We start from the raw sequence: 14624 nt of genomic DNA on the forward strand, positions 1-14624 counted from the left end.
ATTGCCAGCGTTGGCGCCATCTCTTCTCCCCCACGGGGAGAAGGTGGCCGCGAAGCGGCCGGATGAGGGGGGCGCCGCAGGACGATTAATTGCCTACAGCCGACATTTTCGCGGCGATCTCGCGCAACTGCGCCTCGTCTGCCGCATCGCGTGGTTTCTTCGACGCCACGAGACAGGCCTGCGACTTCAGGATCACCCCGTCGCCCAGCACCTTGAGATGGTTGGCGCGCAGCGTCGAGCCGGTGGTGGTGATGTCGACGATGACGTCCGCCAGCCCGGCCGCCGGCGCGCCTTCTGTGGCGCCGAGGCTCTCGACGATGCGGTAGACCTGAATGCCGTGCTTCAGCGAGAAGAACTGCTGGGTGAGCCGCCAGTATTTGGTGGCGATCCGCAACCGCCTGCCGTGGCGCTGGCGGAAATCGGCGGCGACATCGTCGAGATCGGCCATCGTCTCGACATCGAGCCAGATGTCGGGCACCGCGACCACGACATCGGCGTGGCCGAAGCCAAGCCGAGCGACGATCTCGGCACTCGCTTCCCAGTCGGCGAGGTTCTCGCGCATCAGGTCCTCACCGGTGATGCCGAGATCGACCGCGCCCTGGCCGATCTCGCCAGCGATCTCGGAGGCGGAGAGGAATGCCACCTCGACATTGTCGAAGCCGTCGATGCGGGCGCGGTATTTGCGGTCGTCCTGCGGCAGGGCGACGGCCAGTCCGGCTTTCGCCAGCACAGCGAGCGACTGTTCCTTGAGACGGCCTTTTGACGGGATCGCCAGCGTAATCATCATGCGGTCTCCCGCAGTGCTTCGATGCGATCGAGCCAGACCGAGAAGCCGACGCCGGGGATCGGCTTCTTCGCGCCGAGCAACGTCAGCAGCCGGTCGTAACGGCCGCCGCCGACCAGCGGCCGGTCGCCACCCTCGGCCGCGATCTCGAAGACGAGCCCGGTATAATAGTCGAGCGGGCGGCCGAAGGCTGCGTCGTAGCGGATTTCCGCCATCGGCAGGCCATGCGCTTCGATCGCCTCGGCGCGGGCAGCGAAATTTTCCACCGCGACACCAAGCGACAAGCCCGCATCGGCGGCGAATTTTTCCAGCGCCTCGGTCGCGCCGCCAAGCGCGACGTGGATCGCGAGAAAACCCTTCAGCGCCGAGAACGCCTCGTCGGATAGCCGCACACTACGCAATTGCGCCTTCTCAATCAGCCGCCGCGCTATATCGGCCGGCGCGCGGCCGGACGATGCCGAGAGCCCGGCCTCCTCCATGCCGGCGGCGATATGCGCGGCAAGACCTTCCGCATCGCCATCGAGCACTAGCAGCGACACCGGACCGGAGAGCTGGCTGTTGCGCGGCGGGTTGGCGAGATCGGCAAGCGCTGCTTCCAGCATCGGCGCCGAGCCGAAGGCGCGCGCAAGCCGCATGCGCCAGCCGCGCGGCAGGCCGAGCGCCGCCAGCACAGCCTCGAACAGGGTCTGGTCGCCAAGCGTGACGGCGAGTGCCTGGCCGGGCAGCACCAGCGACAGCAGCGCATGCGCGTCGGCCAGCGAGCGGGCGTCGGCCGCAGCCGTGTCGCGATCGCCGAGATCCTCGATGCCGGCCTGGAAGAACTCATTGCCTCCTTCACGGCGCTGGCGGAACACCTCGCCGAGATAGGAATAGCGGCGCGGCGTGCCGGCCTGGCTTGCAATGTGGTCGAGGCAAACGGGAATGGTGAATTCCGGCCTGAGGCACAGCGTCTTGCCGGTCTCGCTCTCGGTGAGGAAGATGCGGCGGCGCAGATCCTCGCCCGCCATGTCGAGGAACGGATCGGCCGGCTGCAGCACGGCGACTTCGACGGCGTGGGTGTCGCGCGCGGCGAAGAGCTTGGTGATGTCGGCGGCGATGGCGGGGCGGGAGGTCATTGATAGGCCGGGCGCGAGGCACCACCCTTCGCGCGGTCGGCCGCCTGCGCCGCCAGAATCTTCTTCACCTCGGCGACCAGATCGCCTTCCGCCACCGTCACCTGTGCGGGGCGGGCGGCGCGCCATTCGGCATTGTCAGTGATCTCGGCCGACAGGCGTGCGCCTTCGATCAAGTCCTTGATCTGCACCTCACCCTTGGCGCGCTCGTCGCCGCCCTGGATGACGGCGACCGGGCTGCCACGGCGGTCGGCATATTTGAGCTGCGCCTTCATGCCGGCGCCGCCGAGATACATTTCAGAGCGGATGCCGGCGGCTCGCAGGTCGGCGACCATCTTCTGGTAGCGGCCGAGGCTTTCAACATCCTTGTCCATGACCAGCACGACGACCGGGGCGATGACGTCGGATGTGTCGAGCTTGCCAAGGTTCTTCAGCGCCGTCATCAGCCGTGAGACGCCGATGGAGAAGCCGGTCGCCGGCACCGGCTCGCCGCGGAAGCGCGAGACCAGCCCGTCATAACGGCCGCCGCCGCCGACCGAGCCGAAACGCACGATCTGGCCGTCCTCGTTGGGGATCTCGGCCAGAAGCTCGGCCTCAAAGACTGGACCGGTGTAATATTCGAGGCCACGCACGACGGAGGGATCGATCTTGATCCGATCAGCACCGTAGCCACTTGCACGAACCAACTGATTGATTGTGCTCAGCTCGTGAAATCCATCGTGCAATTCGCCAGCGTCACGAGCGACTGCTGGGATGCCCTTAATGTCGGGAATGCCCCCTTCCAAATCGGAGTAGCTAAGCGACACGATCGCGAAGATAGCTGCGATCTTATTGTCGTCCAGGCCCGCACCCTTCGTGAAATCTCCACTCTCGTCCTTGCGCCCTGCACCCAAAAGAAGACGAACACCCTCAGATCCAAGTTTGTCCAGCTTGTCGATCGCTCGCAACACCGTCAGCCGGCGACCGGCGTTGTGATCACCGCCAAGGCCGATCGCCTCCAGAACGCCGTCGAGCACCTTGCGGTTATTGACGCGAATGATGTAGTCGCCGCGCTTGATGCCAAGCGCCTCCATGACGTCGGCCATCATCATCGCCATCTCGGCATCCGCCGCTACGCCGGGCGTGCCGATCGTGTCGGCGTCGAACTGCATGAACTGACGGAAGCGGCCGGGGCCGGGCTTCTCGTTGCGGAATACCCAGCCGGAGCGATAGCTGCGATAAGGCTTCGGTAGCCGGTCGTAGTTCTCGGCGACGAAACGCGCCGTCGGGGCGGTCAGGTCGTAGCGCAGCGACAGCCACTGGTCGTCATCGTCCTGGAAGGAGAAGACGCCTTCATTCGGCCGGTCCTGGTCGGGCAGGAATTTTCCCAGCGCATCGGTGTATTCGATCATTGGCTGGTCGACCGGCTCGAAGCCGTAAAGCTCATAGACCGAGCGGATGGTCGCCATCATCTTCTCGACGGCGCGGATGTCTTCGGCGCCGCGGTCGGCAAAACCGCGCGGCAGCCGCGCTTTCGTCTTTTCCGGTTTGTCGGCCATGAGGTGGGTACTCAGTGTTTCGTGGTGTGCCATGGATGGGAAATTTCCTATTTCCAAGGCGCGCGTGTCCTAACCGATGCTGCTTGGTGCGGCAAGGGTTTGCGGCTTAATACGCAGGGAGGCCGTGGAGCGTTCGGGTAATTGCGAACGCCGCGCCGCCCCTCATCCGCCTACCGCACACCTTCTCCCCGTATAGTGACGGGGAGAAGGAGGAAGACTTCGGCGCTGGCGCCACAGCTCCAACGTTGGCGATTGGCGAAACCGGCGGTGGCAGCGCCCTTCTCCCGTCACCATACGGGAAGAAGTGCCCGGCAGGGCGATGAGCGGCAGCGCCAACGGACGAACAAGTTAACGCCAAATCGTCACTTTGAAAGTTTCACGGGCCCGCACCGCCTGAAACAGACCACGCCAGAAACGAAACAATTCCGCCATCGGCGCGGCATGCTGCCGACACAATCGAAGACGATAAAACGCGGCGAAACAAGGGGTTCTGGCCATGACGACGGCGCGTGACAACATCGAGAGTGGTCAGCCAGCCACCAAGCTGCGGCCGGCCGGCAGCCTCACGCCCAAGCCGGCGCAGCAGCCGGCTGGGCCGTTCGAAGTTGCGGCGGAGGCGCATAAGCCGACGGCACGCGATGCTCTGCTGACCGGCCTCCTGGTGATTTATCCAGCCTTCGCCGCGATGGCGGCTATCATTGCCGGGTTGTTTTTGACCGGCGCCTCCAGCGTCTGATTTTTCGCTTATCGATCGGGGGATCATCATGCGGATGCGAATTGCGTGCGCGCTTGCCGGCGCGCTTCTTGCTGCGACCGGCGCTGCGAATGCCTGCCAACCCGGCGACGCCCGCCTTGCCGGGCGCTATTATCTCAACGGCGTCATGGAAGTCGGCTCCGAACTGCTACTGAAAAAAGACGGCAGCTTCGAATTCATGCTCGCCTACGGCGCCAACGACCAGTACGGCAAGGGGTGCTGGGTGAAGAAGGGCTCCACCGTTGAGGTCATTCCGGCGGGACGCGGCTCGGCCTCGACGCATCACACGCCAGACGACCGCGGCTTCAGCGGGCTGGTGCTGACGATGTCGGGATCCAGCCTGGTCTGGGACATCAACGGCAGCGGCCACAAGGGACGGTATGAGAAGTGAGGCTGCTGTGAGGCTGCTGATCACGTCGGCCTTTTGAATCTCTTGCGTTCCGTCTCCACCTCTGCCCTGCAGACACAGCCTTCGAGGTGGTCGTTGACCAGCCCCATCGCCTGCATGAAGGCATAGACGGTGGTCGGGCCTACAAAGCTCCAGCCGCGCTTCTTCAATTCCTTCGATATCCGGACCGAGACCGCCGTCGTCGGATTGGCGCGCAGATGCGCGAGGTCGATGATTTCGGGCCGTTGCTCGGGTGCCGGCTCGAACTTCCAGAACCAGGCGGCTAGCGATCCGGCCTCATCGGCCATTTCACGGGCGCGCTTGGCGTTGTTGATGGTTGAAACGATCTTGCCGCGATGGCGGATGATCCCGGCATTGCCGAGCAGGCGCTCGACATCCTGTTCGGTGAAGCGCGCCACATTGTCGAAGTCGAAGTTGGCAAAGGCCTCGCGGAAATTGTCGCGCTTGCGCAAGATGGTGAGCCACGACAGGCCTGACTGGAAGCCTTCGAGGCAGATCTTCTCGAACAGCCGGCGATCGTCCGCCACCGGCCGGCCCCATTCATGGTCGTGATAGTGGAGATAATCCGGCAGATTGCCGTGCCAGAAGCAGCGCGCGATACCGTCGGGGCCGTCGAGCAGGCCGGCATTTTCATTTCCCATCGCCACCAAATCCATTCGTTAATGCGCTTGAGCGTCCATTTTACGCCGCCTTTACCAGATTCCTGAACCGGCCGGTAACCACACCAAAAGGTTTACTGACAAGTCGGCATTTTACGCATTCCGATTCATGTTTCGGTTGCCGCTCCACGCCAAGGATCGCGAAACCGAGGGCCTGCTCTCGGCACGAGTTCGACGATCAAGGTGCGTTCCGATGAAGACAGCGTTTTGTTCCCTGCTTGGCGCGGTGGCGGTTCTTGCCGCCGGCGCGACGGCCTCTTTCGCCAATGACCGTTATGCCGACATGCCGCCGGTGATGGTGAGCCCCGACCTTTCGGCGCCCTGGGTGCTGCAACTCGGCCATGCGCCGGGCATCGTGCGCCCGGCTCGGCAGGCGACGCAGCAGCCGCAGCGGCGGCTTTTCCAGGCGCAGCCCGACCAGCAGCGCACGGCGGCCGTGCAGGCGCCTGCCAGGCGCATGGCGATGCGGCCGCAGATCAACCCGATCTACCTGCCGCAGGAAGTCGCCTATGACGGCCCGCAGACGCCCGGCACCATCGTCATCGATACCAAGCAGAACTTCCTGTTCCTGATCGAGAAGAACGGCAAGGCGCGGCGCTACGGCGTCGGCACAGGCAAGCCCGGCTTCGAATGGTCCGGCACGCACAAGATCACCGACAAGAAGGTGTGGCCGGACTGGCGCCCGCCGGCGGTGATGATCAAGCGCGAGGCGGCCAAGGGCCGCTACCTGCCGACCTATCTTGCCGGCGGCATCGAGAACCCGCTCGGCGCGCGCGCTCTCTATATCGGCACGACAGAGTATCGCATCCACGGCACCAATCAGCCCTGGACGATCGGCGGCGCGGTGTCATCCGGTTGCATCCGCATGCGCAACGAGGACGTCGTCGACCTTTACGAGCGTGTGAATGTCGGAACGACGGTCGAGGTAATATAGTGACTGCGGATCAGCCGTTAGGCAGCGCTGAGTGTTTTTTGGCGCGTACTGTTGCCCTCAAGCCATAGCGCGCTTTCGGGAGACGTGCTTACACTGGCATCGAGTTAACGGGGGACGGGCCGTGTGGGGATACGGTCAGTCACGAAAGGGCAGCACGGGCAACCGCGCTGCCCTTTTCGCTTTCGCTCGACTGCGACAGGTCGCCCCGAAAGCAGGCCGTTTCGTTTTCGGGGGCTGATTTTCCAGCCGTCGTCTGCTATTGCAGCGCACAATTCCCCATGCCGAAGGTCACAGCCCCAAAGGTCACTGCCATGTCCCGGCCCGACGACAGCCGCTATCTCAAGGGTGGTCCGGTCGCCCAGCGCATCATCGCTGCCGTGCGCGAAGATGCAGCCATCGCCGCGGCCGAAGGCTTTCCGCCGAAGCTGGTCTCGATCACCGTCGGCGATACCGACGCAGTCGATGTCTACGTGCGCAACCAGCGCGCCAAGGCCGGGCTTGCCGGCATCGGCTTCGAGGAACGGCGCTTTGCCGCCGACATCACCGCCGGCGAATTGGAAGCCGCGATCCACGGCCTCAACGCCGACCCGCGCGTCACTGGCATCATCATCCAGCGGCCGGTGCCGGCGCATGTCCCGATCAAGATACTGCAGGCGGCCGTGCACCCGCTGAAGGATGTCGAGGGCATGCATCCGGCCTCGATCGGCAACATCGTCTACAACCAGCTCGATCTGGCGCCCTGCACGGCGGCGGCCTCCGTCGAGCTGCTCAAGGAGACCGGCCTCGAGCTCAAGGGGCTCGAGGTGGTGGTCGTGGGCCATTCCGAGATCGTCGGCAAGCCGATCGCCTTCCTGTTGATGAGCGAGGGCGCGACGGTGACGGTCTGCCATCATATGACGCGCTCTGTGGCGGCGCATGCGCGGCGCGCCGATGCGCTGTTCGTCGCCGTCGGCAAGCCGCGACTGATTAAGGCCGACATGGTGAAGCCGGGCGCCTGCGTCATCGACATCGGCATCAATTCGGAAACCGGACCCGACGGCGAAAGCCGCATCGTCGGCGACGTCGATACCGAGAGCGTCAAGGAGGTCGCCTCCTGGATCACGCCGGTGCCGGGCGGCGTCGGCCCGCTCACCGTGGCGATCCTGCTGCGCAACACGATGGTGGCGCTCAACCGCCAGCGGGCGCTCTATCGCGCGACCTACGGCGTGGCGGACAAGCTCGCGGCGGAATAGCTATTCGGCAGCGATCAAACCGCTGTCGGCAACACCTTCCGGCTGCGGGCCGCCATAGGCCCAGTCGAGCAGCTTGATCGTGTGCACCACCGGCAGCTTCGCGGCGGACGCGATCTGTGTGATGCAGCCGATATTGCCGGTGGCGACAACTGAGGCGCCGGTCGCCTCGATGTTGCTCACCTTGCGGTCGCGCAGTTTTGCCGAAATCTCGGACTGCAGGATGTTGTAGGTGCCGGCCGAGCCGCAGCAGAGATGCCCCTCGCGCGGCTCGCGCACGACGAAACCCGCTTTGGTCAAAAGCTCCTTCGGCTGGCGGGTGATCTTCTGGCCGTGCTGCATCGAGCAGGCGGAATGATAGGCGACGATCGTGCCCGGCTTGCGCACCGGCTCGGGCAGGTCGAGGCTGGCGAGATATTCGGTGACGTCCTTGGCCAGCGCCGAGACACGCTCGGCCTTTTCCGAATAGGCGGAATCTAGGCGCAGCATGAAACCGTAGTCCTTGATCGTCGTGCCGCAGCCGGACGCCGTGATGATGATGGCGTCGAGCCCGCCCTGCTCAATCGCCCGCATCCAAGCGTCGACATTCCGCCTTGCCGAGGCAAGGGCCTGATCCTCGCGGCCCATGTGATGGACGAGCGCGCCGCAACAGCCCTCGCCTTCCGGCACCACGACCTCGACACCGAGCCGTGTCAGCAGCGAGATGGTCGTTTCGTTGATGGCGGGATCGAGCACGGACTGCGCGCATCCGGTTAGGATGGCGACGCGGCCGCGCTTTGCCCCCTGTCCCGCATGCACGCCGGGTGAGGCCGTCGGCGATGCCGGCGGGATCGACAAAGGCGCAAGTTTGAGCATCGCCGCGACCGGCTTCAGCGCCGGCAGTTTTTCGAACAAGCCGATGAACGGCCTGCCGAACCCAGCCAGTTTCAGCGCGGCGCGGAAGCGGTTCGGATAAGGCAGCACGAAGGCCAGCATGGCGCGCGTCATCCGGTCGAGCAGCGGCCGTTTGTAGGTTTCCTCGATGTGGGCACGGGCATGATCGACCAGATGCATGTAGTTGACGCCCGAGGGGCATGTGGTCATGCAGGCAAGGCAGGACAAGCAGCGGTCGATATGGGTGACGATCTCCTTGTCGGCCGGCCGGCCGTTCTCCAGCATGTCCTTGATGAGATAGATGCGGCCGCGCGGGGAATCGAGCTCGTTGCCCAACGTCACATAGGTCGGACAGGTGGCCGTGCAGAAGCCGCAATGCACGCATTTGCGCAGGATCTTTTCCGATTCCGCGACATGCGGATCGGCAAGCTGCGCGGATGTGAAATTGGTCTGCACGAAAATGTCCTATTGTCCGAGAAACCAGCTTTCGGGGTTTTTAATCGGCTCGCCGCGCTGCAGCGCCTGGATGCCCAGAATGCAGCGGACGATGAACCAGACGGCGACCGCGAACATCAGCACGAAGCCGATCACGAGCATCATCAGGACCACCGAGATCAGCGCGTAGAGAAGGCCTATCCAGAAAGTCCTGATCAGGAACGTGTAGTGGCTTTCGACAAAGCCGCCCGCCTTGCCGCGATTGATATAGGCGAGAACGATACCGATGATGCCGGTCACGCCTATGGCAAGGCTGGTCAGGTAAAGAATGTAGATGACCAGCGCGTTGGTCTGACCTGGCTCAAGCCAGCGGTCGGTCTGGCGCGACCCCGTGTCCGGGCCTGGATTGGCATTGCTCATGGTGCTCTTCCCTCCGTTGACCGGGGAAGAGTAGCAGAGCTGGAACCGGGCGCCATGCGGCCGGGGTTGAGAATATGCTTCGGATCGAACTCGGCCTTGAGCCGCGCCGAGAGCGCCGCAAGATGCGGCGGCTGCGGCTCGAACACCGGCAGTGCCGCGCGGTGCGGGGCCGACGCGCGCACCAGCGTCGCATGGCCGCCGCCGAATTTTCTGATCAGCCCGCGCAATAGCTCGGCTTCCGGGTCGTCCTCGCGCATCGAGAGCCATACCAGCCCACCTTGCCAGTCGTAGAAGGCGTCGGCCGCAGCCTGCATGCGCAGCGCCATCACCATGTGGAGCGCCTGCGATGGCGCCATCGAGACGCGCCAGACCGGCCTCGCGCCGCCGTCGGCGAAGGGCGCGCAGTCGCGGACATCGCGCCAAATGGTTTTCGACGCCTCGCCCGCGATCTCTTGCAGCGGGCCGGCCTTGCCGAGCAGTTGTTTCAACGCCTCGATGCGATAGACGACCGAAGGACCAAAGCCTTCGACGCGCAGCAGCGTCGCGGCGTTGCTTCCCAGATGGCCGGCGGCGACGCGCGCGGCGATCCGCTCCGGCAGATGCGCCGCGCTCGACACTTCGGCGCTGGAACCCAGCGCCAGCGCCATGGCCGCCGCCGCGGCATCGTCGAGCAGGCCGCGGATAGCGAGCGTCACCTCGGTCTCTGCCGCGGGCAGGACCTTGAAGGTGACGTCAGTCAGCACCGCGAGCGTGCCCCAGCTGCCTGCCATCAGCTTGGAGAGATCGTAGCCGGTGACGTTCTTGACGACGCGGCCGCCCGACTTGAAGGCCTCGCCGCGGCCCGAAACCGCCGATATGCCGAGGATGTGGTCGCGCGCCGCACCGGCCTTCAGCCGCCGCGGGCCGGAGAGGTTCGAAGCCAGCACGCCGCCGATGGTGCCCCTGCCCGGCTCGCCGCCGAGCAGCGGGCCATAGTCCATGGGTTCGAAAGCGAACTGCTGGCCGTTCTCGGCAAGCAGCTTTTCGACTTCGGCGAGCGGCGTGCCCGCCCGTGCCGAAAGCACCAACTCGGCCGGCTCGTAGAGGGTGACGCCGGTGAGTTTGGAGAGCTCGAGCGTGTGCTCGGTCTGTTGCGGGCGGCCGATGCCGCGTTTGGAGCCGTGGCCGAGGATTTCAACGGGTGTTTCTTCGGCGGCTGCCCATTGGATGGTGGAGAGGACTTCGGCTGACGTGGCGGGGGTGAAGGTGGTCATGGGCGCACCTCCTTCTTCGCCCCCGCGAAGCGGGGGAGAGGAGATAGGCCGCGTTCCTTCGCACCCCCCTCTGTCCTGCCGGACATCTCCCCCGCAAGCGGGGAGATTGGCAGTTTCGGCGCCTCGCCTTCCCGCCAACGGTTGAGATTGGCGAAACCCGACGCGACATCTGATCTCCCCCCTTGAGGGGGAGATGTCCGGCAGGACAAAGGGGGGTGTTCAAGCGCCAATGTAGCCATTCAAAACCTCGGAATATCCGGAAACGCCACTTGGCCGCGATGCACATGCATGCGCCCCAACTCGGCGCAGCGCCGCAGTTGCGGGAAGACCTTGCCGGGGTTGAGCAGATGGTTGGGGTCGAAGGCGCATTTGACGCGCATCTGCTGGTCGAGGTCGATCTGGTTGAACATTTCGGGCATCAGGTCGCGCTTCTCGACGCCGACGCCATGCTCGCCGGTCAGCACGCCGCCGACCTCGACACACAGCCGCAGGATGTCGGCGCCGAAGCTCTCGGCCTTGTCGAGCTCGCCCGGCACGTTGGCGTCGTAGAGGATCAGCGGGTGCAGATTGCCGTCGCCGGCATGGAAGACATTGGCGACGCCGAGCCCGTATTTCTCGGAAAGGTCGCGCATGCCGGCGAGCACCCGCGGCAGCTCCTTGCGCGGGATGGTGCCGTCCATGCAGTAGTAATCGGGCGAGATGCGGCCGACCGCCGGGAAGGCAGCCTTGCGGCCGGCCCAAAAACTCAGCCGCTCCTGCTCCGACTGCGAGATGCGGCAAGTGGTCGAGCCGTTGCGATAGGCGATCGCCTCGACCAGGCCGATGAGGTGATCGACCTCGACGCTCGGTCCGTCGAGTTCGACGATCAAGAGCGCCTCGACATCGAGCGGATAGCCGGCATGGACGAAATCTTCCGCCGCGTGGATCGCCGGGCGGTCCATCATCTCCATGCCGCCGGGGATGATGCCGGCGCCGATGATGTCGGCGACGCATTGGCCGCTCTCTTCGCTGGTCGGGAAGCCGATCAGCAGCGCGCGCGCCGTCTCCGGCTTCTTTAGGATGCGCACCGTGACTTCGGTGACGACGCCGAGCAGGCCTTCGGAGCCGGTCATGACGCCAAGCAAATCATAACCTTCCTGGTCGAGATGGCTGCCGCCGAGCCGCACCACCTCGCCATTCATCAGCACCATCTCGATGCCCAGCACGTTGTTGGCGGTGAGCCCGTATTTCAGGCAGTGCACACCGCCGGAATTCTCCGCGACGTTGCCGCCGATCGAGCATGCGATCTGGGAGGATGGATCGGGGGCGTAGTAGAAGCCCTCCTGCTCAACGGCGGTGGTGATGCCGAGATTGGTGACGCCCGGCTGGGCGACGACGACGCGGTTGGGATAGTCGATCGCGAGGATGCGGTTGAAGCGGCTCATCACCAGAAGCACCGCATCCTCGAGCGGCAGCGCGCCGCCGGAGAGCGAGGTGCCGGAGCCGCGCGGCACGACGCGAATGTTGCGCTCATTGCAGTATTTCAAGACACGCGAGACCTGCGCCACCGTTTCCGGCAACACCACCACCAGCGGCAGTTGCCGGTAGGCGGTGAGGCCATCGCTCTCGAAAGCGCGCATTTCGTTGGCCGCGTCGACGACGCCCTCGCCCGGCACGATGATGCGCATGTCGGCAACGATCTCGGCGCGCCGGCCAAGCGTCCCGGCTTCTGGCTTCGGCATGGCAAGGCCGGACATCGGCACTTCCTCCACTCGACTGGTCAAAATCTTTTACCAGCTAGGACCATTCGTTGCAAACGCCGCTTTGGTCGGAATGCGATCGCGAACGCGAGCGAAGTTTCCGCAGCGGCAATCTGCCGCGACGCTTACCTGTCTCACAATGTTGTCCGAAAGGCTATTCGCCGGGATGTTTCGCCGGCTCGGAGTGCATGCGCCGGACGCGGCGCACGCCCCACCAGACGAGCAGGATCGCGACCGGCACGGAGGCCGCCGTGATAACCTCCGGCGCGAAGGCATGGCCGAAGATCGAGGCGCCCTTGGCGACATAGCCGATGAGGCCGACGACATAGTAGGAGACGGCGGCGACAGAGAGGCCTTCGACGGTCTGCTGCAGGCGCAGCTGCAGCCGGGCGCGGTTGTTCATCGAGGCCAGAAGATCGCGGTTCTGCTTCTCGACCTCGACATCGACCCAGGTGCGCAGCAGCGTGGTGGCGCGGGTGAGCTTGCGCGACAGGTTGGCCTGGCGCTCCTCGACGGAGCGGCACGTGCGCATGGCCGGCGCCATGCGCCGCTGCAGGAAGCCCGCCCAGGTGTCGTAGCCCTGCACCGGTTCTTCATCCAGCGCCTCCAGTCTCTCGGTGACGATGCCGTCATAGGCGCGGCTGGCGCCGAAACGGTAAAGGCTGGAGGCTGCATCGGCCTCCAGCTCGGCGGCAAGCTCGGTGAGATCGGCGAGCAGGGTCTGGTTGTCGCGGGTTTCGACTGCCTTCATCTCCAGCGTGGTCTGCGCCAGCCGATCCTCGATGCGGCGGGCGCGGCCCGACAGGGTCAGCGCCAGCGGCAGGCCGAGCATGGCGAGCGTCCTATAGGTTTCGATGTCGATCAGCCGCTGCGACAAGGCGCCGGTGCTTGCCGGCGTCAGACCGCGGTCGAGCACCAGCATGCGGGTAAGGCCATCGCCGTCCTGGCGGAAATCGGTGACGATGGCGGCGGCACCCCGCTCGACCAGCGAATAGCAGAGGCTGGTCGGGTCGAAGCCGGCGATCTGCTTCTCGCTCGCCTGCGTCCATTTGCGGATCTCGAGCCGAATGCCGGAAATCACCGTTCCTGGCGGCGAGAAGCCGTTGCCGAAAGGCGAATCCTCCTGGACCCGGTTGTTTTCGGCCAGCGGCCCTTCCCATAGATAGGTCGAGAATTCCGTGTGCCGCTCCCAGCGCAGCGTGCCCTTGCCCCATTTCATGGCGTGGTGGCGGGCATGCCGTTCGGGCGCCGCGATGCCGAGCCGGCGCGACAGGTCCGACAGCACCGCAAGATCGACGGCCGAGCCGCCTTCGGTCATGAAGGACAGCTGGATAAGCACGCGCGGCTTCTCCACCAGCGGATGCGGGCGGGCATGGACCTCGCCCAAGGCGCCGGGGCGTCCCTCATGCGCCGGAAAGCCCATGACGCTGCCCTGGGCGCGCGGCTGGAATTCGAGATTGGCGTCCGACACGGCTGGTCCCCCTGGTTTCGACCGTTCGTGCAATCGCGTTGTCTTGCGGCAATCGGCAAGGCACGTAAACAGCAAATTTTAGCAGCCGCCGGTGCAACGGCGCGGTGACGGAACCGACCGGATCCAGTGAATTGGATAAATAATTTGACCAGTTGGCGACAGAGGCTTTAATCTGCGCGACATCCATCCCGTTCCCAGGCGCCTGCGTTGAGCGATATCTTCTCCAGGATCGAGCATTCGCGCACCGCCGACGAGGTGGTGCAGCAGATCGAAAGCCTGATCCTGGAGGGCGTGCTGCGCACGGGCGACCGGTTGCCGGGCGAGCGCGAGCTGGCGCGCCAGTTCGACGTTTCGCGGCCGATCCTGCGCGATGCGTTGAAGGCGCTGGAGGGGCGCGGGCTGCTGACCACCAGGCCGGGCGGCGGCACCCATGTCGCCGACGTCATCGGCCAGCTGTTCACCAGGCCGGTGACCGACCTCATCTCGACGCACCGCAAGGCGGTGACCGACTATCTGGAATACCGCCGCGAGATCGAGGCGGTGGCGGCCGAATATGCGGCGCGGCGCGCGACGCCGGAGGACCTGGCGCTGCTCGACCGCATCATGGCGCGCATGGACGAAGCGCACCGGACCGGCGACTTCGACGACGAGGCGGAAATCGACGTCGAATTCCATCACGCGGTCTGCGAATGCGCGCACAACATCATCCTTTTGCACACCTTGCGATCCTGCTACCGGCTGCTCTCCGAGGGGGTGTTCCAAAACCGGCTCCTGGTGTTCACCGTGCCCGGCGCGCGAGACGCGCTGCTCCAGCAGCACCGGGCGATCCATGCCGCGATCAAGGCGGCAGATCCGATCGCGGCGCGCAAGGCTGCGATGGACCACATCACCTATGTCGAGCGCTCCATGGCGGAAGCCGAGCGCAGCGGCGACTGGCAGCGCGTCTCGCGGCTGAGGCTCAGGCAGCGCTCGGAAGCCGGCGACATCGAACCCACACGCAAACGCTCCTAAGCA

At 65.1% G+C, this 14624-nt stretch carries 14 protein-coding genes; 5 read left to right on the forward strand and 9 right to left on the reverse strand.

The features are described from left to right. Nucleotides 1–85: 85 nt before the first annotated feature. The 3 genes from hisG to hisS are packed head-to-tail and all read right to left on the reverse strand — an operon-like array spanning nt 86 to nt 3434. On the reverse strand, nt 86–784 hold the full coding sequence (gene hisG, locus EH240_RS10495) for an ATP phosphoribosyltransferase (protein ID WP_124998144.1): 699 nt from the start codon (nt 782–784) through the stop codon (nt 86–88). Continuing rightward, entirely contained in the window at nt 784–1899 is a 1116-nt protein-coding gene (locus EH240_RS10500) for an ATP phosphoribosyltransferase regulatory subunit (RefSeq protein WP_124997860.1), read from the reverse strand. Before EH240_RS10500 ends, hisG begins: the two co-directional genes overlap by 1 nt. Further along, complete coding sequence (gene hisS, locus EH240_RS10505) at nt 1896–3434, reverse strand: histidine--tRNA ligase (RefSeq protein ID WP_124998146.1); 1539 nt, start codon at nt 3432–3434, stop codon at nt 1896–1898. The genes EH240_RS10500 and hisS overlap by 4 nt, the downstream gene beginning before the upstream one ends. 496 nt (nt 3435–3930) lie before the next feature. On the opposite strand from hisS, the gene EH240_RS10515 reads away from it, so the two are divergent. After that, entirely contained in the window at nt 3931–4170 is a 240-nt protein-coding gene (locus EH240_RS10515) for a hypothetical protein (protein WP_124997862.1), read from the forward strand. Nucleotides 4171–4198: 28 nt separating this feature from the next. Continuing rightward, a complete protein-coding gene (locus tag EH240_RS10520; protein WP_124997864.1) occupies nt 4199–4579 on the forward strand; it encodes a hypothetical protein in 381 nt (126 codons plus the stop codon). A 20-nt stretch (nt 4580–4599) separates the two neighbouring features. On the opposite strand, the gene EH240_RS10525 is transcribed toward EH240_RS10520, so the two are convergent. Then, nucleotides 4600–5238, reverse strand: coding sequence for a DNA-3-methyladenine glycosylase I (locus EH240_RS10525; RefSeq protein WP_124997866.1), 639 nt, complete (start codon nt 5236–5238; stop codon nt 4600–4602). A 211-nt stretch (nt 5239–5449) separates the two neighbouring features. Here EH240_RS10525 and EH240_RS10530 point away from each other — a divergent pair, with 211 nt between their 5' ends. Together EH240_RS10530 and EH240_RS10535 are read left to right on the forward strand one after the other, a co-directional pair. Next, a complete protein-coding gene (locus tag EH240_RS10530) occupies nt 5450–6190 on the forward strand; it encodes a L,D-transpeptidase (protein ID WP_124997868.1) in 741 nt (246 codons plus the stop codon). Nucleotides 6191–6501: 311 nt separating this feature from the next. After that, nucleotides 6502–7422, forward strand: coding sequence for a bifunctional 5,10-methylenetetrahydrofolate dehydrogenase/5,10-methenyltetrahydrofolate cyclohydrolase (locus tag EH240_RS10535; RefSeq protein WP_124997870.1), 921 nt, complete (start codon nt 6502–6504; stop codon nt 7420–7422). On the opposite strand, the gene glcF is transcribed toward EH240_RS10535, so the two are convergent. From glcF to EH240_RS10565, 5 genes are all read right to left on the reverse strand, one after another. Then, nucleotides 7423–8748 carry a glycolate oxidase subunit GlcF gene (gene glcF / locus EH240_RS10540; RefSeq protein ID WP_124997872.1) on the reverse strand — a complete coding sequence of 442 codons (1326 nt, stop codon included), beginning with the start codon at nt 8746–8748 and terminating at the stop codon, nt 7423–7425. A gap of 9 nt (nt 8749–8757) precedes the next feature. Next, a complete protein-coding gene (locus tag EH240_RS10545) occupies nt 8758–9147 on the reverse strand; it encodes a DUF4870 family protein (protein ID WP_124997874.1) in 390 nt (129 codons plus the stop codon). Then, complete coding sequence (gene glcE / locus EH240_RS10550) at nt 9144–10400, reverse strand: glycolate oxidase subunit GlcE (RefSeq protein WP_124997876.1); 1257 nt, start codon at nt 10398–10400, stop codon at nt 9144–9146. Before glcE ends, EH240_RS10545 begins: the two co-directional genes overlap by 4 nt. Before the next feature lie 239 nt (nt 10401–10639). Continuing rightward, the gene (locus EH240_RS10560) at nt 10640–12136 is read right to left on the reverse strand and encodes an FAD-linked oxidase C-terminal domain-containing protein (protein WP_124997880.1); all 1497 of its coding nucleotides are present in this window, start codon (nt 12134–12136) and stop codon (nt 10640–10642) included. A gap of 157 nt (nt 12137–12293) precedes the next feature. After that, entirely contained in the window at nt 12294–13562 is a 1269-nt protein-coding gene (locus EH240_RS10565) for a DUF3422 family protein (protein ID WP_425374784.1), read from the reverse strand. 255 nt (nt 13563–13817) lie between these two features. Here EH240_RS10565 and EH240_RS10570 point away from each other — a divergent pair, with 255 nt between their 5' ends. Next, the gene (locus EH240_RS10570) at nt 13818–14621 is read left to right on the forward strand and encodes a FadR/GntR family transcriptional regulator (protein ID WP_124997884.1); all 804 of its coding nucleotides are present in this window, start codon (nt 13818–13820) and stop codon (nt 14619–14621) included. Nucleotides 14622–14624 lie beyond the last annotated feature (3 nt).

The sequence above is a fragment of the Mesorhizobium tamadayense genome (assembly GCF_003863365.1).
GTDB classification, from domain to species: Bacteria; Pseudomonadota; Alphaproteobacteria; order Rhizobiales; family Rhizobiaceae; genus Mesorhizobium; species Mesorhizobium tamadayense.